The organism is Jannaschia formosa (genome assembly GCF_003340555.1).
Taxonomy (GTDB): Bacteria; Pseudomonadota; Alphaproteobacteria; order Rhodobacterales; family Rhodobacteraceae; genus Jannaschia; species Jannaschia formosa.
In genome coordinates, this window is the sequence record NZ_QPLJ01000001.1 from 183,184 (window position 1) to 206,179 (window position 22,996).

Below are 22,996 nucleotides of genomic sequence, written 5' to 3' on the forward strand. Positions count from 1 at the left end.
TCAAGCAGGATCAGACCGGCACGGCGACCAGTTCGACGTCGAATTCGGCACAGAGCGCCGCGACCCAGTCCGGCGCGCCCGCATCGGTGACCAGCGTCCCGACATCGGCGAGCGAGCCGAAGCGCACCGGCGCCGTGCTGCGGAACTTCGACGAATCGACCGCGAGGATGACATGGCGCGCATGGGCGATCATCGCGCGGCAGACCTGCACCTCGGCCAGATCGAAATCGAGAAGCCCGCCATCCTCGGCCACGGCGGCGGCGCCGATCACGGCATGGTCGGGGCGGAACTGCCGCAGGTAATCCACCGCCTCCGCCCCCAGGATCGCGCCGTCGCTGCGGCGCACGGCGCCGCTCGGCACGACTGCCTCGACCCCCGGCAGGACCCGCATCTCCGCGGCCAGATCGACGTTGTCGACGATGATCCGCAACTGCCGCGCGCCGGTCAGCATCCGCACCGCCTGCGCCGTCGTCGTCCCCGCGTTCAGGAACACCGCCCCTGCCGGGGGAAGGCGCGCGGCCACGGCGGCGCCGATGGCCCGCTTGGCCTCGCGCCCCGCGCCCTCCCGCTCCGAAGGGGGTGCGTATTCGACGCCGCCGACCAGCGTCGCGCCGCCGTGGAAGCGGACGATGCGGTGCAGGTCAGCCAGCACCTGCAGGTCCTTGCGGATCGTCTGCGGCGTGGTCGCGAAGCGGACGGCAAGGTCATCGACCCGCACCCGCGACGTCTCCTCGATGAGCGAAAGTATCTTCTGCTGCCGTTGCGAAAGCATGACGTCCCCCCGGTGGGCAGTCTTGCCCAATACCGAAAGAAACGAAAGCCCGGATCGCGGTCCGGGCTTCCAGTCGAAACTCCGCGCCGGCCGTCAGCGGATGCGCTGCCCCGTCGCGGCGTCGAAGACCATGATCCGCTCGGGCGCGATCGACAGGCCGACCCTGTCACCCTCGGAGGAGCGGATGTCGCCCCGCTCCTCCACGATCATCTTCTCGCCCGTCGGCGCCGAGAGATAGGCATAGCTCACCCCGCCCAGCGCCTCGGTCAGATCGACCGTCAGGGCGCCGCCCTGCGCGATTTCCAGATGCTCGGGCCGCATGCCCACAATCACGTCGCTGCCCTCCGAAGGCAGGGTCACGGCAGGCTCCACCCGCGCCCCGAGGGCCGGCAGATCGACCGCGCCCCCCGCGACCGTGCCCTTCAGGAAGTTCATCGAGGGCGAGCCGATGAACCCGGCGACGAAGCGGTTGTCCGGGTCGCGATACAGCTCCAGCGGCGCGCCGACCTGCTCGATCACGCCCTTCCGCAGCACCACGATCTTGTCGGCCATGGTCATCGCCTCGACCTGGTCGTGGGTGACGTAGATCATCGTCGACCCGATCTCCTTGTGGAGCCGGGCGATCTCCACCCGCATCTCGACGCGCAACTCCGCGTCGAGGTTCGACAGCGGCTCGTCGAAGAGGAACACCTCCGGCCCCCGGACGATCGCCCGCCCGATGGCGACGCGCTGGCGCTGGCCGCCCGACAGCGCGGCGGGCTTGCGCTTGAGGTATTCGTCCAGCTTCAGGATGCGGCTCGCCTCGGCGACCTTCTCCCGGATCTCGGCCTTGGGATGGCCGTTCATCTTCAGGCCGAAGCCCATGTTCTCCTCGACCGTCATGTGCGGGTAGAGCGCGTAGGTCTGGAACACCATCGCCACCCCGCGCTGCGACGGGTCCTCGCGGGTCACGTCGCGCGCGCCGATTGTGATCTTGCCGTCCGTGGTCTCCTCCAGCCCCGCAATCATGCGCAGCAGGGTGGACTTGCCGCAGCCCGAGGGCCCGACGAAGACGCAGAACTCCCCCTCCTCGATCCGCAGGTCGATCCCGTGGATCACCTGGGTCTCGCCGTAGCGCTTGATCACGTCCCTCAGCTCGACGCCTGCCATTCCTGGTCCTCCCCTTTGTCCGGAAAGCGCCAGTCGCGCAGATCTCCGGCGATGCGTGTGACGGCCGCGCGAAGCGCGGGCAGATGATCGTCCAGCGGGCCCGGCCCGTCCGTGGTGACCGATACGGCCCCCTGCACCCGGCCCCGCGCCGACAGCACCGGCATGGCGATGCAGCGGATCCCCGGCTCGTGCTCCTCCAGGTCGTAGGCATGGCCCCGGTCGCGGATGGCGGCCAGTTCCTCGCGCATGGCCTGCGGCGAGGTGATGGTCGCCCCGGTGAAGGGGTGCCAGCTCTGCTGGGCCAGCACGCGGGTCAGCTCCGCCTCGGGCAGGAAGGCCAGCATGGCCTTGCCGACGCCGGTGCAATAGGCGGGGCCGACCTTCCCGGCATCGGAATACATCGGCACCTTCGCCGCCCGGTTGCGCTTGTCGACATAGAGAACCTGCGCCCCGTCGAGCTGCGCAAGATGCACGGTCTCGCCGACCTCCTGGCTCAGCCGGTCGAGATGCGGCTGCGCGATGGGCGCGAGGCTCGACTGCGCCCAGGCGGCATGGGCCATCCGCACCAGCCGCATGCCCGGCGCATAGGTCCCCGATTCGGGATCGAGCCGCAGCATCCCCTGGCTCACCAGCGTCTGCAGCAGCCGGTAGGTCGTGGCCTTCGGGAAAGGCGACCCCTCCAGCAGCTCCGAAAAGCGCACCGGCCGGCCATAGGCCGCCACCCGGTCGAGCACGTCGAGCGCCTTGCCCACCGTGCCGTCGCCTCCCATCCGCTGGACGTTCAATTCTGCCTCCCCGCGCCTGCCCGTCTGGCGGGCGCGCCCGTCAAACTGGTTGACAGGCTATGCAGAACGTCGGACAGTTTTCAATATAAGAAACCCGGTTCCGATATTTGGAACTTCCGAAGGGGACCGGGCATGGACGCAACTGGGAGGTAATCATGCGATCCATCCTGACGGCCCCGGCCTTGCTGGGACTCACGGCCACGACCCTCTTGACCGCTCCGGCGCTCGCCCAGACGGGGCCGCAGCTTTCCGGTGAGCTCAAGATCGTCTCCGACATGTCCAACCCGGCCCCCCGCGCCGTGATGGAAGGCCTGGCCCGGCAATTCGACGAGATGCATCCCGACCTGGAGGTCGAGCTCGAGATCGTCGACCGGGAGGCCTGGAAGACCCAGATCCGCAACACGCTTTCGGCCAACCCGCCCGACGTGGTGAACTGGTACGCCGCGAACCGGATGATGCCCTATGTCAACGCGGGCCTCTTCGAGGACGTCTCCGACGTCTGGGAGGATATCGAGGGCCTCGACGCCGTGAAGGGCGCGCTGACCATCGACGGCAAGCAGTGGGGCGTGCCCTACACCTACTACCAGTGGGGCATCTACTACCGCGAGGACATCTTCGAGGAGCTGGGCCTGGAAGAGCCCGAGACCTGGGAGCAGGAGCTGGCCAATTGCCAGGCCATCCTCGATTCGGGCCGCAAGTGCTACACCATCGGGACCAAGTTCCTTTGGACCGCCGGCGGCTGGTTCGACTACCTCAACATGCGGACCAACGGCTTCCCGTTCCACATGCAGCTCGCCCAGGGCGAGATCCCCTGGACCGATGACCGCGTCCGCCAGACCTTCGCCAACTGGCGCGAGCTGATCGACATGGGCGCCTATATCGACGACCACCAGAACTATTCCTGGCAGGAGGCGCTGCCCTTCATGGTCAACGGGGAAGCCACCGCTTACCTGATGGGCAACTTCGCCGTGGCCCCGCTGCGCGATGGCGGGCTGACCGACGAGCAGCTCGACTTCTACCAGTTCCCGGCGATCAACCCCGACGTGGAGCTGGGCGAGGACGCCCCGACCGACACGTTCCACATCCCGGCGGGCGCCCAGAACAAGGAAGCCGCGCGCGAATTCCTGAAGTTCGTCACCTCGGCAGAGGTGCAGACCGCCATCAACGCGGGCGACGCGCTGGGCCAGCTTCCGGTCAACGCGATGTCCTCGGTCGACGCGGACGAGTTCCTGGAGCAGGGCTTCGAGATGCTGTCGAACAACGCCACCGGCGGCGTCGCGCAGTTCTTCGACCGGGACTTCCCGGCCGAGATGGCCGCGCTCGCCATGGAGGGCCTGCAGGAGTTCATGGTGTTCCCCGACAATCTCGAGGACATCCTCCAGCGGCTCGAACAGGCGCGCGAGCGGATCTACGCCGCCAACTGACGGCCAAGGGGGTGGGTGCCCGTGCGCCCACCCGCACCGGCCCGCAGGGGGGCAGCGCCATGCCCCCCTCTCCCCCGACCCATCCGCATGGCCCGCGCCATCCGAATGCGCCGGAAAGGACACGCGACATGCTCCGCCTCGCCCTTCTGCTGACCTGTCTCGCCGCCCCCGCCGCCGCGCAGGCGGTGCAGGGCACCTGCCGCGACGGATCGCTCTGGTGGGCGAGCGACGGCAGCGCGGGCCTCGCCCCCTGCGAAAGCCCCGGCGAAGGCTTCTTCACCCTCACCTGCGCGGGCGGCGACACGACGATGCGCTTCGTCTCGCCCTACCCGGTCGCCGTGGGGCAGCGCGGCACCGCCGACCTGACCATCGACGGGCAGGACTGGCGGCTGGAGGGCACGGGCGAGGACGACGCGGCCACGGGTCTGCGCATCCTCTCCGACATCGCGGTGCCCGCCACGGTGCTCGACGCGCTGGCCTCGGGCAGCAGCGCCCGCCTCGACGGCCCGGCCGAGACCCGGCCCTTCCATCTCAGCGGCAGCGGCGCGGCCATCGCCGCCCTGCGCGACACCTGCGGAGACGCCGAATGACCACCCCCGCCCCCGTCGTCCCGGACACCCATCCGCCGGTCAGCGACACCCGCTCCTGGTATCGCCGCAACGAGATCCGCGTGACCCCCTGGCTCTTCCTCGCGCCGGGGCTGCTGTTCTTCGCGGTCTACGTGATCTTCCCCATCTTCCAGAGCTTCAACATCTCGCTCTACCGTTGGGACGGGCTGGGCGAGGCGACCTATATCGGGCTCGACAACTACCGCGAACTCGCCACCGACCGGGCCTTCGAGACCTCGTTCTGGAACAACATCCGCTGGCTGGTGCTCTACCTGCTGGCGATCCCGCTGGGCCTCGGCATCGCGCTGTTCCTCAACCAGACGGTGACAGGAATCCGGCTCTACAAGTCGCTGTTCTTCTTCCCCTTCGTGATCTCGCAGGTCGTGGTGGGCCTCGTGTTCTCCTGGTTCTACCTGCCGCAGGTCGGGCTTCTGAACGTGGTGCTGGGCTGGTTCGGCACCTCGCTCAACATCCTGGGCGACCCCGACCTCGCCACCTACGGGATCATCGCCGCCGGCCTCTGGCCGCAGACGGCCTATTGCATGATCCTCTACCTCACCGGCCTCAACGCCGTGGACCCCGAGCAGGTGGAGGCAGCGCGCCTCGACGGCGCCAAGGGCTGGCGGATGCTCTGGTATGTCATCATCCCGCAACTGAAACCTGCCACCTTCATCGCCTTCGTGGTGACGATCATCGGCGCATTGCGGAGCTTCGACCTGATCTCGATCATGACCAACGGAGGCCCCTTCGGCTCCACCCGGGTCCTGTCGTTCTACATGTTCGAGAAGGCCCTGGCCGAGTTCGGCTTCCGCATGGGCTACGGCGCCGCCATCGCGGTCGTGCTGTTCCTCATCATGCTGGTCTTCATCGCCTACTTCCTGTGGTCGATGTATCGCGACGAGAAGGTGGCGCGGTGAGGCGGCCCCCGCATCGACGGGCCGCGGACCGGCGATCCGACTTCGGAACGAGGCACTTCATGGCAGCCACGTCAGGAAGACCTCCGACCGACGCACCAGGCCTCACCAGATCGCCGGGTCGGGCGGCGGCCCGGCGATGCGCAGCATCGGCTGTGCCGATGCTGTTCGCGCGCGACGGGCTTGGCCGCCGGTTCGGTGCCCTTCTGGCTGCGTCGCTTCTTCTCGCTACCCCCGCCGCCGCCCAGACCGTCACCGCCCCCCTCGCCACCGACGCTCCCCTCCGCGATCGTGCCGAGCGCTGCGGTGGCGTCGTGATCCTCGCCCTCTCCCAGGGCCCCTCCCCCGTCCTGACGACCTCCCTCCGGACCCTCGCCTTCGCCGCCATGGGTCAGGGCGCCAGGTCCGAGGACGCCCAGCGCGCCATGATCGCCTGGGCCGACGCCTATGTCGCCGCCGGGGACGGGCTGGCGACCTTCCGCGAGGACCGCCCCGCCTGCCTGCGCCTCGCCGAAAGCCTCGCCCCATGACCCGCGCCGAGTTCGACACCCTCTGCGCCGCCCACCCCGGCGCCACCCTCTCCGGCCCCGGAGAGCTCGACGCCTGGAAGGTCGGCGGCAAGATGTTCGCCTGTTTCGGCCACGAGGAAACCCGCGCCGAGAACACCGGGACCGTCTCGCTCAAATGCCCCGACGCCGAGACCGCGGCCATGCTCATCGAGGCGGGAGCCGCGACCAGAGCCCCCTATTTCCACCGCTCCTGGGTCCAGCTCACGCTCGCCGACCTGACCGGGGAGGAGGCCGCGCATCGCGTCGCGGTCAGCTACGACACGATCCGGGCGAGCCTGCCCAAGAAGGTCCGGGAGGCCCTGTAGACCATGTTCCCCCGCCCCATCCAGACCCAGAGCCCGGCGGCGCAGGCGACCTACAAGGCCCTGCTCCCGGTCGCCCTGATCCTGTGGCTGCTGCCCCTGATCGCCGTGATGCTCTTCTCGGTCCGCCCCGAGGCGGATTTCTCCAGCGGCAACTACTGGGGCGTCCCGTCGAGCTTCGACCTGATCCCGAACTACTCCCGCGTCTTCTTCGACAGCGACATGCCGCGCTACCTGCTGAACTCGCTGCTCATCACCATCCCCACCGTGATCGGCACGGTGGCGCTGGCCTGCATGACCGGCTTCGCGCTGGGCGTCTACAAGTTCCGCGGCAACCTTCTGATCTTCTTCATGTTCATCGCGGGCAACTTCGTGCCCTTCCAGATCCTCATGGTCCCCGTCCGCGACCTGACCATCGACCTCAACCTCTACGACACCAAGACCGGCCTGATCCTGTTCCACATCGCGTTCCAGACCGGGTTCTGCACGCTCTTCATGCGCAACTTCATCCGCGCCCTGCCCTTCCCCCTGATCGAGGCAGCGCGGGTCGAGGGCGTCGCCGAATGGCGCATCTTCTGGTTCGTCGTGCTGCCCCTGATGAAGCCCGCCCTCGCCGCCCTCGCCGTGCTGGTCTTCACCTTCATCTGGAACGACTATTTCTGGGCCATCGTCCTGACCCAGGGCCCCGACAGCCAACCCGTCACCGCAGGCATCACCGCCTTCAACTCCCAATACCGCGCGGCCTATCACCTGATGAGCGCGGGCAGCATCGTCGCCGCCCTGCCTCCGGTCGCGATGTTCTTCCTGATGCAGAAGCACTTCATCGCCGGTCTCACCCTCGGCGCGGTGAAGTGAGCATGGCCGACGCGCTTCCCCTCGGCGCCACCGGCGCCCGCGCCGCGACTCCGTCCCGCACCTGGCGGCTCGACGACGGCGCGCGCCAGACCCTCGTGCTCGCTGCCACCGGCGACCGCCTGCCCCAGGTCGTCTACTGGGGCGCGGCGCTGCCCGCCGGCACCGATCTCGCCACGCTCGCCGCCGCCCATGCCCCCGACGTGACCGGAGGCATGCTCGACGAGACCCCCGAACTGAGCCTCTGCCCCGAAGCCGCGCGGTCCTTCCCCGGCCAGCCCGGCCTCGCCCTGCGTGCCGAAGACGGCACGCCACTCCGGCCCCGCTTCGCCTATGAGGGCGAGGAGGCCACCGACGGCCTCGCCCTGCGCTACCGCGACGCCGCCCAGGGCCTGACCCTCACGGTCTCGCTGAGTGCCGACCCCGCGACCCACATCCTCACCCTCCGGACCCGGCTCGACGCCGACAGCCCGGTCCGCCTCGACTGGCTCGCCGCCCCGGTCCTCCCCGCTCCCCAGCACGCGCAGGAGATGATCGACTTCTCCGGCCGCTGGGTGGGCGAGTTCCAGCCGCAGCGCACCCCCTGGTCCCCCGGCCTCCGCCTGCGCGAGAACCGCACCGGCCGCACCGGGCACGAGCATTTTCCCGGCCTCATCATCCCCGCCACCGGCACGACCAACACCGCCGGAGAGGCCTGGGCCTTCCACTACGGCTGGTCCGGCGGCCACCGCATGATCGCCGAGGAGCTTCCCGACGGCCGCCGCCAGATCCAGTGGGGCCACGCCGCCGGAACCGAACCCGGCCCCGCCACCCGGTTCGAGACCGCGCCTCTCTATGCCACCTACAGCGACCGAGGCTTCAACGGCTGCGCCATCGCCTTCCAGCGCCATGTCCGCGACCGCGTCGTCCCCTGGCCCGACCCGGACCGCCCCCGCCCGGTCCACTACAACTGCTGGGAAGCGGTCTATTTCGACCACAAGCTGCCCGTCCTCAAGGACATCGCCACCCGCGCCGCCGATCTCGGGGCCGAGCGCTTCGTCCTCGACGACGGCTGGTTCGGCCGCCGCGACGACGACACCAGCGGCCTCGGCGACTGGCAGATCGACCGCCGCAAATGGCCAGACGGCCTCCACCCGCTCATCGACCACGTCCACGCCCTGGGCATGTCCTTCGGCCTTTGGTTTGAACCCGAGATGGTCAATCCCGACAGCGACCTCTACCGCGCCCATCCCGACTGGGCGCTCGGCGCCCCCGACCAGACCCTCGGCCGCCAGCAGATGGTCCTCGACATGGCCCGGGCCGAGGTCCGCGACCACCTCCACGCCGCGCTCTCCGCGATCTTCCGCGACCACGCGATCGACTACGTCAAATGGGACCACAACCGCGTCCTGCCGCACCCCGACGCCGCGCAGGCCCGCGGCACCTACGCCCTGCTCGACCGGCTCCGCGCCGACTTCCCCGGCATCGAGATCGAAAGCTGCGCCTCCGGCGGCGGCCGCATCGACTTCGGCATCCTCGCCCGCACCCACCGCGTCTGGCTCAGCGATTCGAACGACGCGCTCGAACGGCTCCGCATCCAGCACGAGGCCGCGCTGTTCCTGCCGATGGCCGTCACCGGCTCCCATGTCGGCCCGCGCCGCAGCCACACCTCGGGCCGCACCCTCGACATCTCGATGCGCGCCTGGACCGCCGCCCAGCGCCATATGGGGTTCGAGATGGACCCGCGCGAGCTGACCGGGCACGAGGCGCAGGTCCTGCGCGACGTCACCGCCTGGTGGAAGCGCAACCGCGACTGGATGACCGCCGCCGACATCCACCGCCTCGACAGCGCCGACCCCGCCGTGATCGCCGAACAGCAGCAGGCCCGCGACGGCGCCCGCTTCGTGGTCTTCGCCGGCAAGGCCGCGACCTCGGCCCAGATCGCCCCCCGCCCCCTGCGTCTCACCGCGCTGGACCCGGAGGCGACCTACCGCGTCGAGCTCGTCAACCGCGCCGACGCCCCCGGCCTCAGCCGCGGGATGCCCGCCCTCAAGGCCGGCCCCGTCGACCTGCCCGGCACCTGGCTCATGCGGCACGGCCCCGTCCTGCCCTGGAGCTTTCCCGAAACGATGTGGGTGCTGGAGGGCCGCCGCCTGTGACCCGCCGTTCACCCCCCGTTAAGGTTAACGCACCCGCCCCCTCATCTCGCCCGAAATACCTCGGGGGGAGTCGCCGCAGGCGACGGGGGGCAGAGCCCCCCTCCCTTGCGCGGCGTGCACCGACATAACCGATCCGATCCCGTTCCGTGCGCAGATCGCGTATGACGCGGATCACCCGTGGATCACCTGCAGATCACCCATGAAATCCGAGGCCAGCCCGACATGACCGCTCCGACCTTCCCCGACCTCCGCGACGCTTCCGTCTTCATCACCGGCGGCGGCTCCGGCATCGGCGCCAGCCTGACAGAAGGCTTCCTGCGCCAGGGCGCCCGCGTCGCCTTCATCGGCCGCTCCGACGCCTCCGCCTTCGTCGAGGAGATGGAGGAAGCCACGGGAAACAGGCCGCTTTTCCTCCAGGGCGATATCACCGAGATCGCGACCCTGCGCGCCGCCATGGACCGCGCGGCCGAGGCGCATGGCCCGGTCACCCGCCTCGTCAACAACGCCGCCAACGACCAGCGCCACGACACGCTGGAGGTCGACGAGGACTTCTACGACTGGTCCCAGTCGATCAACCTCAAGGCCTACTTCTTCTCCTGCCAGCACGCGATCCGCGGCATGAAATCCGTCGGTTACGGCCATATCGTCAACTTCTCCTCGATCTCCTACATGATGGGCAACGACGGCTACGCGATCTACACCGCCTCCAACGGCGGCATCACCGCGATGACCCGCTCGCTCGCACGCGAATTCGGGCCGGATCGCATTCGCGTCAATGCCTTGGCGCCCGGCTGGGTGCTCACGCAGAAGCAGCTCGACAAGTGGGCCGACCCCGAAAGCCTCCAGGCCCATCTCGACCGCGCCTGCCTGAAGGAGCATCTGAAGCCCGAGGACATCGTGACCCCGACGCTCTTCCTCGCCTCCGACGCCTCCCGGATGATGACCGGACAGGCCATGGTGGTCGATGGCGGTGTCGTGGTAACCGGCTGACATGACACTCTGGATCGCCGTCGACTGGGGCACGACCGCCCTCCGCGCCACCTTGATGGCGCCCGGTGCAATCGAGACGCGCATCTCCGACAAGGGCATGAACACGTTGACTCGCAACGCGTTCGAGCCGACCTTCCTCGATCTCTGCGGCGACTGGATTGACGGGCCGACGCGGGTGATCGCCTGCGGCATGGTCGGCGCGCGACAAGGCTGGGCCGAGGCGCCCTATGCCACGGTCCCTGCCGCGCCGCTCGGCACGGGACTGACGCGAGTCGACGCGGCGGATCCCCGCCTCGACATCCGCATCGTGCCGGGGCTGCGGCAGCTTGCACCGCATGCCGACGTCATGCGCGGGGAAGAGACGCAGATCGCCGGAATCCTGCGCGAGATCAAAGACTTGGACGGCGTGGCCTGCCTGCCCGGCACGCATACGAAATGGGCGCATGTCTCCGCCGGAGAGGTCGTCAGCTTCCGCACCGCGATGACCGGAGAGCTCTTCGCAACCATCTGCAATCACACGGTTCTGCGCCATTCCCTGACCGGCGACGGCTGGGAGGAGGCGCCCTTCCTCGACGCCGTCTCCGACGCCCTCTCCCGCCCCGAGACGCTGACTGCCCGCCTCTTCGAGCTGCGCGCCGCCGACCTGCTCCACGCCCAGCCCGCCGCCACGGCCCGCTCGATCCTGTCGGGCCTGCTGATCGGCGCCGAGCTCGCCGCCACCCGCCCCTGGTGGCTCGGCCGCGACGTCGTGATCACGGGGTCGAGCGGTACGACCCGCGCCTACGACGCGGCCTTGCGCGCGCAGGGCGTCCGGCCCAAACTCCTCCCTGCCGAGGCCATGACCCTCGCGGGACTGACCGCCGCCAAGGACTTGCCATGACGACCCAGACGTCCCGTCCCCTGATCGCCATCCTGCGCGGGATCGACCCCTCCCAGGCCGTCGAGGCCTGCGCCGCCCTGATCGAGGCGGGCATCACCGTGATCGAGGTCCCGCTGAACTCCCCCGACCCGCTCCGCTCCATCGCGGCCATGGTCGAAGCCCATGGAAATAGGGCGAAGATCGGCGCGGGCACCGTGCTCACCGTACCCGAGGTCGAGCAGGTCGCCGAAGCCGGCGGCACCCTGATCGTCTCGCCCAACATGGACGCGGAGGTGATCGCCCGGACCCGCGCGCTGGGCCTAGAAAGCTGGCCCGGAGTCTTCACCCCGACGGAGGCCTTCGCCGCCATCGCGGCCGGCGCCACGGGCCTGAAGCTCTTCCCCGGCTCGATGGCCGGGCCCGGCGGGCTGAAGGCGATGCGCGCGGTCCTGCCGCCCGAGGTGCCGGTCTACGCCGTCGGCGGCGCGGGTCCCAAAAATTTCGCCGAATGGATCGCCGCAGGCGCCGCGGGCTTCGGCCTCGGCACCGCGCTCTACACACCGGGCCTGAGCACCGGGCAGATCGCCACCCGCGCGAGCGCCATCGTCGCCGCCTACGACGCGGCCGTCGCATGATCGCCGCGAAGGTCTACGACGAGACGGTCTGCCAGCTGGGCGAAGGCCCGCTCTGGCACCCCGAGCGCAAGCAGCTGTTCTGGTTCGATATCCTCAGCCGACGCCTCTACACCCGAGAGAACGACGCCACTCGCGCCATAGACGCGCCCGAAATCGTCAGCGCCGCCGGCTGGGTCGACCGCGACACGCTGTTCGTCGCCGGTGAAACCGGCTTCTGGCGCCTCGACATCGCCTCGGGCCGTTTCGACAGGCTCGCCGATCTGGAGGCGGACGACCCCGACACACGCTCCAACGACGGGCGCGCGGACCCGGTCGGCGGGTTCTGGATCGGCACGATGGGGAAAGAGGCGCAGCCGGGCGCGGGCGCGATCTACCGCTACTTCCGGGGCGAGATCCGCAAGCTTTTTCAGGACATCACCATCTCGAACTCGATCTGCTTCTCGCCCGACGGGGCCTGGGCCTATTTCTCCGACACGCAGCTCGCCGTGATCTGGAAGCAGCGGATCGACCGGGCCGGCTGGCCTTCGGGCAAGCCCGAGGTCTTCATCGACTTCTCCCATGTCGGCCTCGCGCCCGACGGGGCGGTCTGCGACGCCGAGGGCAATCTCTGGATCGCACAATGGGGCGCCTGGCGGGTGGCCTGCCACGGCCCCGACGGCGCCTTCCGCCACGCGCTGTCCTGCGGCGCCGCGCACACGACCTGCCCCGCCTTCGGCGGCGAGGACATGACGCGCATGTTCGTGACCTCAGCCACGCAGGGCCTGCCGGACGGAGCGCTCGACTTCCAGCCCGGCGGGGGCCGGACCTGGGTCGCCGAGCTCGGCGTCCAAGGCCAGGCCGAGCACCGCGTGGTGCTGCCATGAAGCGCACGCTGGGCACCTGCTACTACCCGGAGCACTGGCCCGAGGACTGGTGGCCCGAGGACGCGCGCCGCATGGCCGAGCTGGGCCTGACCTGGGTCCGCATCGGCGAGTTCGCCTGGTCCCGGATCGAGCCCGCGCCCGGCGAGCTGCGCTGGGACTGGCTGGACCGTGCGGTCGACGTGCTGACCGGTTCGGGACTCTCGGTCGTGATGGGCACCCCCACGGCCACCCCGCCCCGCTGGATGCTCAAGCGCCATCCGGACATGCTGGCAGTCGACGCCGAGGGGCGGCCGCGCAAGTTCGGCTCCCGCAGGCATTACTGCTTCAGCCATCGCGGCTACCGCGAGGAGGCCGTGCGCATCGCCTCGCTGATGGCGGAACGCTACGGCGACCGCGTCGCCGCCTGGCAGACGGACAACGAATACGGCTGCCACGACACGGTGCTGAGCTATTCCGACGCTGCCCGCGACGCCTTCCGCGACTGGCTGCGGCGCCGCTACCAGACGCCCGACCAGCTCAACGCGGCCTGGGGCAACGTGTTCTGGTCGATGGACTATGCGGGCTTCGACGAGATCGACCTGCCCAACCTGACCGTGACCGAGCCGAACCCGTCCCATGCGATGGCCTTCCGCCGCTTCGCGAGCGACGAGGTCGTGGGTTTCAACCGGGCTCAGGTCGACGCGATCCGCGCCCATTCGGACGCACCCATCGCGCATAACTACATGGGCCGCGTGACGGAGTTCGATCATTTCGCCGTGGGCCGCGACCTCGAGATCGCGTCCTGGGACAGCTATCCGATGGGCTTCCTTCTGGACCGCGTCGGCGCGTCGGAGGCCGACAAGCTGGCCTATCTGCGCCAGGGCGACCCCGACTTCCAGGCGTTCCACCACGATCTCTACCGCGCCGTCGGCCGCGGCAGGTGGTGGGTGATGGAGCAGCAGCCCGGTCCGGTGAACTGGGCGCCGTGGAACCCCGCGCCGCTGCCCGGCATGGTCCGGCTCTGGTCGTGGGAGGCCTTCGCCCACGGGGCCGAAGCGGTCTGCTGGTTCCGCTGGCGCCAGGCGCCGATGGCGCAGGAGCAGCAGCACGCGGGCCTTCTGCGCCCAGACTCGGAGCCGGCGCAGGGCTTCCACGAGGCGGCCGAGGTGGCGCGCGAACTGGCCGAGGCGCCCGAGGTCGCGCCGGTGCAGGCGCCCGTCGCGCTGATCTTCGACTACGCCTCGCAATGGGCGTGGGAGGTGCAGCCGCAGGGACAGGGCTTCGATCATTTCGGGCTCTGCCTCGACCTCTATCGGGCGCTCCGGGCGAACGGGCTGTCGGTCGACATCCTGCCGCCGGACACGGACGACCTGACGGGCTACGCGCTGACCCTCGTGCCCGGCCTGCTGACAATCCCCGATGCCCTGCGCAGTGCGCTGGACAAGGCCCGAGGCGTCGTCCTGACCGGCCCGCGGACCGACCTCAAGACGCCCGAAATCGCGGCCCGCGACCCGCTCGGCCCCGACCTGCCGGGGCTCGCGGCGACCAGCGTGATGGAAGAGACCTTTCCGAACGCCCGCCCGCTGGAGCGGGGCGGCGCGGTGAAGCTCTGGCTGGAGCATCTGGAGACCGAGGCCGACGTCATCGAGCGGCTGGTCGGCGGGGCGCCCTTCCTGATCCGCGACGGCCGCCGCTTCCACCTGACCGGCTGGCCCGACCGCGACGCGGCGCGGCGCGTGGTCGGCACGCTCGCCCGGGAGGCGGGGCTGGAGACGACGGAGCTGCCGGACGGGCTTCGCCTGCGCGACACCGCGACCGAGCGCTTCGTCTTCAACTACGGCGACAGCCCGCACGAATTCGAGGGCACCGTGATCCCCGCCGCCGGGCTGCTCAGGTTGCCGCGCCCATCCTGAGCGCAAGCTCGATCATCCGGTTCGCGAAGCCCCATTCGTTGTCGTACCATCCGAAGACCCGGATCAGCCCGCCCCCGGCGGCGCGGGTCTCGGCGGGCATCTGGATCAGGCTTTCGGGCCGCCCGCGCATGTCCGACGAGACGACGGGCGCCGTCTCAACCCCGATCACGCCGCCCGCCTCGGCGATGGCGGCGTTGACGGCGTCGGGCGTGGCGGCCCGCCCCGGCAGGAAGGTCAGGTCCACCGCCGAGACGCTGGCGACGGGCACGCGCACCGACTGGCAGGGCACGCGCCCGGCCAGATGCGGCAGCACCTGATCGACCAGCCGCCCGGCGCTGGTGGTCGTCGGCACCATCGACAGCGCCGCCGCGCGGCTGCGCGCCGGGGGGCCGCCGACGGCCATGTCGACCGTGGGCTGGCTGCCGGTATAGCAGTGGATCGTCGTCATCGACCCGCCGCCCACCCCGAACGCGCGGTCCAAGAGGGCGAGCAGCGGCGCGACCGCGTTGGTCGTGCAGGAGGCGTTGGAGACCAGCCGATGCTCGGGGCGGAGCATCTCGTCGTTGGCGCCCAGCACGATCGTGGCGTCGGCCACGCCCGAGGGCCCGGACATCAGGACGCGGGCGGCGCCGGCCAGCAACCCGCGCTCCGCCTCGGGGCGGTTCTCGGTCCGGCCGGTGCATTCGAGAACGACATCCACGCCGCCGAGCGTCAGGGTCCGCAGATCAGGCGTGCGGTGGAAGGGGATGGTTCGGCCGTCGACATGCAGCACCTCGTCGGCGGTCGCGACCGTGCCGGGCCAGGGACCGAAGACGCTGTCGAAGCGGAAAAGATAGGCGCAGGTCTCCAGCGGCGCGATGTCGTTGATGCCCACGACCTCCAGCCCCGGCCCCGCGCCCGCCAGATGCGCGCGCAGGATCGAGCGCCCGATCCGTCCGAAGCCGTTGATGAAGACTTTCATGGGCGCATCAACCGCGCCGGGCGGGGCACTGTCAAAGGCCGATGCGTATCAGTACAAGTCCCAGTCCTCGGCGTCCGCCAGCTCTCCGATGGCGGTCCAGTCGGCGCGGATGCGGGCGATCCGGCTGTCGCCCCAGGTCTTGAGGATGAGGCCCACGCCCTCGGTCGTGACCGCCTCGTGGCCGAGGTCGAGGCGCAGGTTCACGGTCGTGTCGATATCGACCAGCGCGAGCCCGGTCAGGATGACGGGCGGCGCCCTGAAGGACTGGGAGAAGGTCACCCGCCGCCGCACCTCCCGCGGGCCGGAGCCGGTCCACATCGGCCCGTCCTCCTCGAAGTCGGCGAACAGCAGCTCGGAGCCCTGGTCGATTCCAATCAGGTGGTGGCTCAGCCGGCGCATGCGCGGGGCTCCCGCAGAAAAACGAAGGGCCCCGCGCGACGCACGGGGCCCCCGGTCGGTCCGGGCAGCCGGCTCAGAGGTTCGGCTGCTTCGAGTTCAGGCCGATATGGTCGCCCATCGCGACCATGTCGGCGACCAGCTTGGCGGCCGCATCGACCCCGCCCTCGGTCCCCTCGCCCCTGTCGCGGGCGTTCCTGTGGGCGGCGTGGGCCTCCTCGATCCAGTCGTCGAAGACCTCCTGCGTCACGTCGTCGACATGCAGCGCCCGCTCGGCCAGGACCACGACGCCCGCCCCGATCTCGGCGAAGCCGCCGGTCACGGCGTAGCTGTCCTGCCCCGACCCGGTCTCGACGGTCAGGATGCCGGGACGCAGCGAGGTGATGGCCGGCGCGTGGTCGGCCATCGCGGTCATGTCCCCGTCCGCGCCGGGGATGCGGACGGCGGTGGCGTCGTCCCTGGACGCCAGCCGCCGCTCGGGTGAGACGAGCTCGAACTGCATCAGGCGGCCTCGGCAGCCATGCGCTCGGCCTTGGCCTTCACCTCGTCGATGCCGCCGACCATGTAGAAGGCGCCCTCGGGCAGGTGGTCGTACTCGCCGGCGACAACGGCCTTGAAGGACGAGATCGTATCGGCCAGCGGGACCTGCACCCCGTCCGAGCCGGTGAAGACCTTCGCCACGTCGAAAGGCTGCGACAGGAAGCGCTGGATCTTCCGGGCGCGGGCCACGGTCAGCTTGTCCTCTTCCGACAGCTCGTCCATCCCGAGGATGGCGATGATGTCCTGAAGCGACTTGTAGCGCTGCAGGATGCCCTGCACGTCGCGCGCGACCTGGTAATGCTCCTCGCCGATGATGGCGGGGTCGAGCAGGCGCGAGGTCGAGTCGAGCGGGTCCACGGCCGGATAGATCCCGAGCTCCGAGATGGCGCGCGACAGCACGGTGGTGGCGTCGAGGTGGGCGAAGGTCGTCGCCGGGGCCGGGTCGGTCAGGTCGTCCGCGGGAACGTAGACGGCCTGGATCGAGGTGATCGAGCCGGCCTTGGTCGAGGTGATCCGCTCCTGCATGGCGCCCATGTCGGTGGCCAGCGTCGGCTGGTAGCCCACCGCCGAGGGGATGCGGCCCAGAAGCGCCGACACCTCGGAGCCCGCCTGCGTGAAGCGGAAGATGTTGTCGACGAAGAACAGCACGTCGGTGCCCGACTGGTCGCGGAACTGCTCGGCCAGGGTCAGGCCGGTCAGCGCGACGCGGGCACGGGCCCCCGGCGGCTCGTTCATCTGGCCATAGACCAGGGCCACCTGCGATTCCTCGAGGTTGTCCGGCTTGATGACGTTCGATTCGATCATCTCGTGGTAGAGGTCGTTGCCCTCGCGGGTCCGCTCGCCCACGCCGGCGAACACGGAATAGCCCGAGTGCACCTTGGCGATGTTGTTGATCAGTTCCATGATCAGAACGGTCTTGCCGACCCCGGCGCCGCCGAACAGGCCGATCTTGCCGCCCTTGGCGTAGGGGGCCAGCAGGTCGATGACCTTAATCCCGGTCTCGAGCACGGCCGACTCGGTCGACTGGTCGGAGAATTCCGGCGCGGGCTGGTGGATTGAGCGATACTCGGTCGCGTTGACCGGCTCGCCCTCGTCCACCGGCTCGCCGATGACGTTCAGGATGCGGCCCAGCGTGGCGTTGCCCACGGGAACCATGATCGGGCCGCCCGTGTCCTTGACGGCCTGGCCGCGGACGAGGCCCTCGGTCGAGTCCATGGCGATGGTGCGGACGGTGTTCTCGCCGAGATGCTGCGCGACTTCCAGAACCAGGCGGTTGCCGTGGTTGTCGGTCTCGAGCGCGTTGAGGATCTCGGGCAGCGCGTCATCGAACTGAACGTCCACGACGGCGCCGATGACCTGGGTGACTTTTCCGGTAGCCATGTGATGTCTCCGTTGCTTCGGTTCAGAGCGCTTCGGCGCCCGAAATGATTTCGATCAGCTCGTTGGTGATGACGGCCTGGCGCGAGCGGTTGTACTCGATGGTCAGCTTCTCGATCATATCGCCGGCATTGCGCGTCGCGTTGTCCATGGCGGACATGCGCGCGCCCTGCTCGGACGCCCCGTTCTCGAGCAGCGCCGAGAAGATCGCCGTGGCGACCCCGCGCGGCAGCAGGTCCTCGAGTATCGCCTCCTCCGACGGCTCGTAGTCGTAGAGCGTCCCGGCATCGGTGGCGTCGCCCTCGGGAACTTCGAAGGGCACGATCTGCTGGGCGGTCGGCTTCTGAGAGATCACCGACTCGAACTTGGAGAAGAAGATCGTCGCCACGTCGAATTCGCCCGCGTCGAAGCGCTTGAGCACGTCCTGCGCGATGCCGACCGCGTCGCCATAGCCCACGCGCTTGACCTCGGTCATATCGATATGACCGATCATCAGGTCGCTGTAGTCACGGCGCAGCGCGTCGCGGCCCTTCTTGCCGACGGTCAGGATCTTGACCGTCTTGCCCTCGCCGCGCAGCTTGCCGATCCGCTGGCGGGCCAGCTTGGCGATGTTGGCGTTGAAGCCGCCGCAAAGCCCGCGCTCCGAGGTCATGACGACCAGCAGATGGGTGTCGTCCCGTCCGGTCCCCGCCAGAAGGCGGGGCGCGGTGTCGCTGTCGCCGACGGAGGCCGTCAGCGAGGAGAGCACGGCCATGAACCGCTCCGTGTAGGGGCGGCTCGCCTCGGCGGCATCCTGGGCACGGCGGAGCTTGGCCGCCGCGACCATCTGCATGGCCTTGGTGATCTTGCGGGTCGACTTGACCGACGCGATCCGGTTCTTGAGGTCCTTCAGATTGGGCATCGGACCACCTTACGAGAAGGTCTTGGCGTATGCGTCGATCTCGGCCTTCAGCTTCTCCTCGGCGTCGCCCTTGATCTTGGGGTCTTCCCTGGTGATCCAGTCCAGCACCTCGCGGCCCTTGCCGCGCATGTGCGACAGCAGGCCCGCCTCCCAGCGGCCAACCTCCCGCAGCGGGACCTTGTCGAGATAGCCCTTGGTGCCCGCATAGATGACGGCCACGATCTCGGCGTTGGTCAGCGGCGAATACTGCGGCTGCTTCATCAGCTCGGTCAGGCGCGCACCGCGGTTGAGCAGGCGCTGCGTCGCCGCATCGAGGTCGGAGCCGAACTGCGCGAAGGCGGCCATCTCGCGATACTGGGCGAGCGACAGCTTCACGGGGCCGGCGACCGACTTCATCGCGTCGGTCTGGGCCGACGATCCCACGCGCGACACCGAGAGGCCGGTGTTCACGGCGGGGCGGATACCCTGGAAGAACAGTTCCGTCTCGAGGAAGATCTGGCCGTCGGTGATCGAGATCACGTTGGTCGGGATGAAGGCCGACACGTCGCCGCCCTGGGTCTCGATGATCGGCAGCGCCGTCAGCGAGCCGTTCCCGGCCGCGTCGCCCAGCTTGCACGACCGCTCCAGCAGGCGGGAGTGGAGGTAGAAGACGTCGCCCGGATAGGCTTCGCGCCCGGGCGGGCGACGCAGCAGCAGCGACATCTGGCGGTAGGCCACGGCCTGCTTGGACAGATCGTCATAGACGATCAGCCCGTGCATGCCGTTGTCGCGGAAGTACTCGGCCATCGCGGTCGCGGCATAGGGCGCGAGGAACTGCATCGGCGCCGGGTCCGAGGCGGTGGCGGCGACGACGATGGAATAGTCGATGGCGCCGGACTCTTCCAGCCGGCGCACCAGCTGGGCCACGGTCGAGCGCTTCTGGCCGATGGCGACGTAGATGCAGAAGAGCTTGCCCTTATCGTCGGCGGCGGCGTCGTTGTAGGACTTCTGGTTCAGGATCGTGTCGAGCGCCACGGCGGTCTTGCCGGTCTGCCGGTCGCCGATGATCAGCTCGCGCTGGCCGCGGCCGATCGGGATCATGGCGTCGACCGACTTCAGGCCGGTCGCCATCGGCTCGTGCACCGACTTGCGCGGGATGATGCCCGGCGCCTTGACGTCGGCCACACGACGCTCGGTGGCGTTGATCGGTCCCTTGCCGTCGAGCGGGTTGCCGAGACCATCCACGACGCGGCCCAGCAACTCGGGCCCGGCGGGCACGTCCACGATCGAGTTGGTGCGCTTGACCGTGTCGCCTTCCTTGATGTCCCGGTCGGAACCGAAGATCACGACGCCGACGTTGTCGGATTCAAGGTTCAGCGCCATGCCCTGGATGCCGCCCGGAAACTCGACCATCTCGCCCGCCTGGACGTTGTCGAGCCCGTAGACGCGGGCGATGCCGTCGCCCACGGACAGCACGCGGCCGACTTCGGCGACCTCGGCTTCCTGGCCGAAGTTCTTGATCTGGTCTTTGAGGATCGCCGAAATCTCGGCAGCCTGGATCGCCATCTTAACGGACCTCTTTCATCGTGTTCTGGAGCGCGTTGAGCTTCGCGCGGATGCTTGTGTCGATCATCTGGGAGCCGACCTTGACGACCAGCCCGCCGATCAGCGCCTCGTCCACCGTGACGTCGAGCCGGACATCCTTGCCGGTCGAGGCCTTCAGCGCCTCGGCCAGGCGGGACCGCTGGTCGTCGGACATCTGCTTGGCGGAGCGGATCTCGGCGGTGACCTCGCCCTTCTCGTTCGACAGACGCTCGCGCAGGACGCGGACCATGGCCGGCACCACGAAGAGGCGCCGCTTCTGCGCCATCAGCGCGAGCACGTTGCGCATCGTGTCGCTCAGGCCCATCTTCGCGGCCACGGCGGTGATCGCGGCCTCCTGCTCGGCGCGGCTGATCACCGGAGAGGTCAGGACCTCGCGCAGGTCGGCGGACTCGCCGATCGCGGCGCCGAGCTCGTCGACATCCTGTTCCAGTTTGCCGAGGCCGTCGCCTTCGCGGCTCAGCTCGAAGACGGCCTGCGCATAGCGCTCGGCGATCCCCGTCGAAATCGAAGCTGGTTCGGACACATCCACCCTTTCGACAGTCTCGGGCTGCCCCGGTCCCCCCGGCATCGCCCCTTTAGTTCGGGTCCGCGACGGACCCGACCCCGAAATCGCGCTCCCTCTAGCAGAGGGTATCCGACCCTGCAACTGCGCGGCCATGGTCATTCGTCGCAGGACGGGCGGAAAATGCGGCGCCGCGGCACAGGCGCCGCCGCGGCGCGGCAGGACCCTTTCCCGCAAGCCTTGCGTCGACGTGACGGCACCCGGAATGCGGTAGGTCCGGCGTGCCGCGGCCCAGAGCCTCGGGCTCGTTCGAGGTGGCGCCGCGTCCCGCGACCGACAGAATCGCCCGGGCCTAGCGCATGCGTCCCGCCGCCGTCGGCTCCGGCACGCCTTCCAGCACGCGCAGCGGCCGCTGCACCCGCTCGGCCAGGCCCGTGCGGGGCCGGGCCGGGACCTGCTTAGACACTTCCAGCAGCATCACGCCGCCCCCGCCCGACCGCGACAGCCGCTGGCCCAGCCGCTCGATCAGCCCGCCGAAGCGCAGCCAGAACTTGTTCTCGCTGGGCGGGACGAACAGCGCCGCGACATGCCGCTCGGGGATCAGCCCCGCCGCCGTCACCTGCGCCTCGAGCTGGCGCAGCGAATAGGGCCGCCCGAAGCCGAAGGGCGTCCCGTCGCGCCGCGCCCAGAGGCCGGAGCGGTTCGGCACGATGAACACCGCACGCCCCCCCGGCCCGAGGACCCGGGCGCATTCGTCCAGCAGCGCGTTCGGGTTCTCGGAGGTCTCCAGCCCGTGCAGCACGACCAGCCGGTCGACGGAGCCGGTGTCGAGCGGCCAGAGCGTCTCCTCGACGAGAACCGAGACGTTCGCCATCCCCGCGGGCCAGTGCATCACTCCCTGCGGCGCGGGCATCAGCCCGATCACCCGGCGCGCGTCGCGCAGGAAGGGCCGCAGCAGCGGGACGGCGAAGCCGAACCCGGCTACCGTGCGTCCCTTCGTCTCGGGCCAGAGTTCGACCAGCTTGTCGCGTACGGCCTTCTGCGCCGCACGTCCCAGCCGGGTGCGGTAATAGAAATGCCGCAGATCGAGCACGTCCAGATGCATGGGACCCCTTGCTCCTGCCTCATTCGGCGTCATCCTTATCGTCACAGACGGAGAATGCCATGACCCTCGCCCCCAGCCTCGTCACCGTCCCGTGCCTGTCGGACAATTACGCGTTCCTGTTCCGCTCCGGCGACCGGGTGGGCGTCGTCGACGTGCCCGACGCGGGTCCGATCCTGGCCGCGCTGAAGGAACGGGACTGGACCCTGACCGACATTCTGCTGACTCATCACCACTGGGACCATGTCGACGGCGTCGCCGATCTCGTGGCGGAAACCGGTGCGAAGGTCTGGGGCAATGCGGAGGACGCGGAACGCCTGCCCCCGCTCGACAACCCCGTGCGGCCCGGCGACACGATCCGCATCGGCGAGGCCGAGGCGCGGGTCTGGGACGTGTCCGGCCACACGATCGGCCATGTCGCCTTCGTCTTCGAGGACGTGGCCTTCACCGGCGACAGCCTGATGGCGGCGGGCTGCGGCCGGCTCTTCGAGGGAACGGCGGAGCGGATGCACCGCTCCCTTTCGCAATTCGCCGATCTTCCGGACGACCTGCTGATCGCCTCGGGGCACGAGTATACCGCCGCCAACCTCGCCTTCGCGGCCACACTTGAACCCGGCAGCGCGGCGCTTAATTCTAGGGCATCCGAGGTCGGCGCGCTGAGGGCGGAAGGTGTGCCTTCCGTGCCGTCGACGCTCGGTGAGGAACGCCACACCAACCCGTTCCTTCGCAGCCATGTCGATGCGGTCAAGGCTGCGACGGGAACCATCGGACAAAGCGACGAGACGACCTTTGCCGCGGCGCGCCGTGCAAAGGATGCCTTCTGATGCATCGTTCAGCGTCGCTTGCGCATCACTTGCCCGTCACTGTTGGCGGCAGCAGGC

24 protein-coding genes are annotated in these 22,996 nt (G+C 69.5%); 13 read left to right on the forward strand and 11 right to left on the reverse strand.

The genetic code is table 11. The features are described 5' to 3' along the window. Positions 1 to 10: 10 nt before the first annotated feature. The 3 genes from DR046_RS00970 to DR046_RS00980 all read right to left on the reverse strand — a co-directional run bounded on the left by DR046_RS00970 (position 11) and on the right by DR046_RS00980 (position 2,691). The gene (locus tag DR046_RS00970) at positions 11 to 772 is read right to left on the reverse strand and encodes a DeoR/GlpR family DNA-binding transcription regulator (protein ID WP_115379040.1); all 762 of its coding nucleotides are present in this window, start codon (positions 770 to 772) and stop codon (positions 11 to 13) included. A 93-nt stretch (positions 773 to 865) separates the two neighbouring features. After that, a complete protein-coding gene (locus DR046_RS00975; RefSeq protein ID WP_115379042.1) occupies positions 866 to 1,921 on the reverse strand; it encodes an ABC transporter ATP-binding protein in 1,056 nt (351 codons plus the stop codon). Next, entirely contained in the window at positions 1,903 to 2,691 is a 789-nt protein-coding gene (locus tag DR046_RS00980; protein WP_115379702.1) for an IclR family transcriptional regulator, read from the reverse strand. The genes DR046_RS00975 and DR046_RS00980 overlap by 19 nt, the downstream gene beginning before the upstream one ends. Positions 2,692 to 2,861: 170 nt before the next feature. On the opposite strand from DR046_RS00980, the gene DR046_RS00985 reads away from it, so the two are divergent. The 12 genes from DR046_RS00985 (at position 2,862) to DR046_RS01040 (ending at position 14,752) form a co-directional block, all read left to right on the forward strand. Then, positions 2,862 to 4,130, forward strand: coding sequence for an ABC transporter substrate-binding protein (locus tag DR046_RS00985; RefSeq protein WP_209313529.1), 1,269 nt, complete (start codon positions 2,862 to 2,864; stop codon positions 4,128 to 4,130). A gap of 128 nt (positions 4,131 to 4,258) precedes the next feature. Continuing rightward, complete coding sequence (locus DR046_RS00990) at positions 4,259 to 4,720, forward strand: hypothetical protein (RefSeq protein WP_115379044.1); 462 nt, start codon at positions 4,259 to 4,261, stop codon at positions 4,718 to 4,720. Continuing rightward, complete coding sequence (locus DR046_RS00995) at positions 4,717 to 5,655, forward strand: carbohydrate ABC transporter permease (protein ID WP_115379046.1); 939 nt, start codon at positions 4,717 to 4,719, stop codon at positions 5,653 to 5,655. The genes DR046_RS00990 and DR046_RS00995 overlap by 4 nt, the downstream gene beginning before the upstream one ends. Positions 5,656 to 5,813: 158 nt before the next feature. After that, the gene (locus DR046_RS01000; RefSeq protein WP_115379048.1) at positions 5,814 to 6,182 is read left to right on the forward strand and encodes a hypothetical protein; all 369 of its coding nucleotides are present in this window, start codon (positions 5,814 to 5,816) and stop codon (positions 6,180 to 6,182) included. Then, positions 6,179 to 6,526, forward strand: a complete 348-nt coding sequence (locus tag DR046_RS01005) for an MmcQ/YjbR family DNA-binding protein (protein WP_115379050.1) — start codon at positions 6,179 to 6,181, stop codon at positions 6,524 to 6,526. The genes DR046_RS01000 and DR046_RS01005 overlap by 4 nt, the downstream gene beginning before the upstream one ends. A gap of 3 nt (positions 6,527 to 6,529) precedes the next feature. Continuing rightward, a complete protein-coding gene (locus DR046_RS01010) occupies positions 6,530 to 7,378 on the forward strand; it encodes a carbohydrate ABC transporter permease (protein WP_115379052.1) in 849 nt (282 codons plus the stop codon). A 2-nt stretch (positions 7,379 to 7,380) separates the two neighbouring features. Then, complete coding sequence (locus DR046_RS01015) at positions 7,381 to 9,513, forward strand: alpha-galactosidase (RefSeq protein ID WP_115379054.1); 2,133 nt, start codon at positions 7,381 to 7,383, stop codon at positions 9,511 to 9,513. 222 nt (positions 9,514 to 9,735) lie between these two features. Then, on the forward strand, positions 9,736 to 10,503 hold the full coding sequence (locus tag DR046_RS01020) for an SDR family NAD(P)-dependent oxidoreductase (RefSeq protein WP_115379706.1): 768 nt from the start codon (positions 9,736 to 9,738) through the stop codon (positions 10,501 to 10,503). 1 nt (position 10,504) lies between these two features. Then, positions 10,505 to 11,383 (forward strand): 2-dehydro-3-deoxygalactonokinase, encoded by an 879-nt coding sequence (locus DR046_RS01025; RefSeq protein ID WP_115379056.1) that lies wholly within the window; start codon positions 10,505 to 10,507, stop codon positions 11,381 to 11,383. Further along, the gene (locus tag DR046_RS01030; protein ID WP_115379058.1) at positions 11,380 to 11,997 is read left to right on the forward strand and encodes a 2-dehydro-3-deoxy-6-phosphogalactonate aldolase; all 618 of its coding nucleotides are present in this window, start codon (positions 11,380 to 11,382) and stop codon (positions 11,995 to 11,997) included. Before DR046_RS01025 ends, DR046_RS01030 begins: the two co-directional genes overlap by 4 nt. Then, positions 11,994 to 12,860 (forward strand): SMP-30/gluconolactonase/LRE family protein, encoded by an 867-nt coding sequence (locus DR046_RS01035; RefSeq protein WP_115379061.1) that lies wholly within the window; start codon positions 11,994 to 11,996, stop codon positions 12,858 to 12,860. Before DR046_RS01030 ends, DR046_RS01035 begins: the two co-directional genes overlap by 4 nt. Then, a complete protein-coding gene (locus tag DR046_RS01040; protein WP_115379063.1) occupies positions 12,857 to 14,752 on the forward strand; it encodes a beta-galactosidase in 1,896 nt (631 codons plus the stop codon). The genes DR046_RS01035 and DR046_RS01040 overlap by 4 nt, the downstream gene beginning before the upstream one ends. Here DR046_RS01040 and DR046_RS01045 read toward each other — a convergent pair. From DR046_RS01045 to DR046_RS01080, 8 genes are all read right to left on the reverse strand, one after another. Further along, complete coding sequence (locus DR046_RS01045; protein ID WP_115379065.1) at positions 14,730 to 15,713, reverse strand: type I glyceraldehyde-3-phosphate dehydrogenase; 984 nt, start codon at positions 15,711 to 15,713, stop codon at positions 14,730 to 14,732. The two genes, DR046_RS01040 and DR046_RS01045, sit on opposite strands and share 23 nt — an antisense overlap. Positions 15,714 to 15,761: 48 nt before the next feature. Next, entirely contained in the window at positions 15,762 to 16,112 is a 351-nt protein-coding gene (locus DR046_RS01050; protein ID WP_115379067.1) for an H-type lectin domain-containing protein, read from the reverse strand. 73 nt (positions 16,113 to 16,185) lie between these two features. Beyond that, on the reverse strand, positions 16,186 to 16,611 hold the full coding sequence (locus tag DR046_RS01055; protein WP_115379069.1) for a F0F1 ATP synthase subunit epsilon: 426 nt from the start codon (positions 16,609 to 16,611) through the stop codon (positions 16,186 to 16,188). Then, positions 16,611 to 18,029, reverse strand: a complete 1,419-nt coding sequence (gene atpD, locus DR046_RS01060) for a F0F1 ATP synthase subunit beta (protein WP_115379071.1) — start codon at positions 18,027 to 18,029, stop codon at positions 16,611 to 16,613. The genes DR046_RS01055 and atpD overlap by 1 nt, the downstream gene beginning before the upstream one ends. A gap of 22 nt (positions 18,030 to 18,051) precedes the next feature. Then, on the reverse strand, positions 18,052 to 18,927 hold the full coding sequence (locus DR046_RS01065; protein WP_115379073.1) for a F0F1 ATP synthase subunit gamma: 876 nt from the start codon (positions 18,925 to 18,927) through the stop codon (positions 18,052 to 18,054). Between the two features lie 9 nt (positions 18,928 to 18,936). Continuing rightward, entirely contained in the window at positions 18,937 to 20,472 is a 1,536-nt protein-coding gene (gene atpA / locus DR046_RS01070) for a F0F1 ATP synthase subunit alpha (RefSeq protein ID WP_115379074.1), read from the reverse strand. Position 20,473: 1 nt separating this feature from the next. Beyond that, positions 20,474 to 21,040 carry a F0F1 ATP synthase subunit delta gene (locus DR046_RS01075; RefSeq protein WP_115379076.1) on the reverse strand — a complete coding sequence of 189 codons (567 nt, stop codon included), beginning with the start codon at positions 21,038 to 21,040 and terminating at the stop codon, positions 20,474 to 20,476. Between the two features lie 325 nt (positions 21,041 to 21,365). Beyond that, complete coding sequence (locus DR046_RS01080; protein ID WP_115379078.1) at positions 21,366 to 22,118, reverse strand: class I SAM-dependent methyltransferase; 753 nt, start codon at positions 22,116 to 22,118, stop codon at positions 21,366 to 21,368. Between the two features lie 59 nt (positions 22,119 to 22,177). On the opposite strand from DR046_RS01080, the gene gloB reads away from it, so the two are divergent. Then, a complete protein-coding gene (gloB, locus tag DR046_RS01085; protein ID WP_115379080.1) occupies positions 22,178 to 22,939 on the forward strand; it encodes a hydroxyacylglutathione hydrolase in 762 nt (253 codons plus the stop codon). Positions 22,940 to 22,996 lie beyond the last annotated feature (57 nt).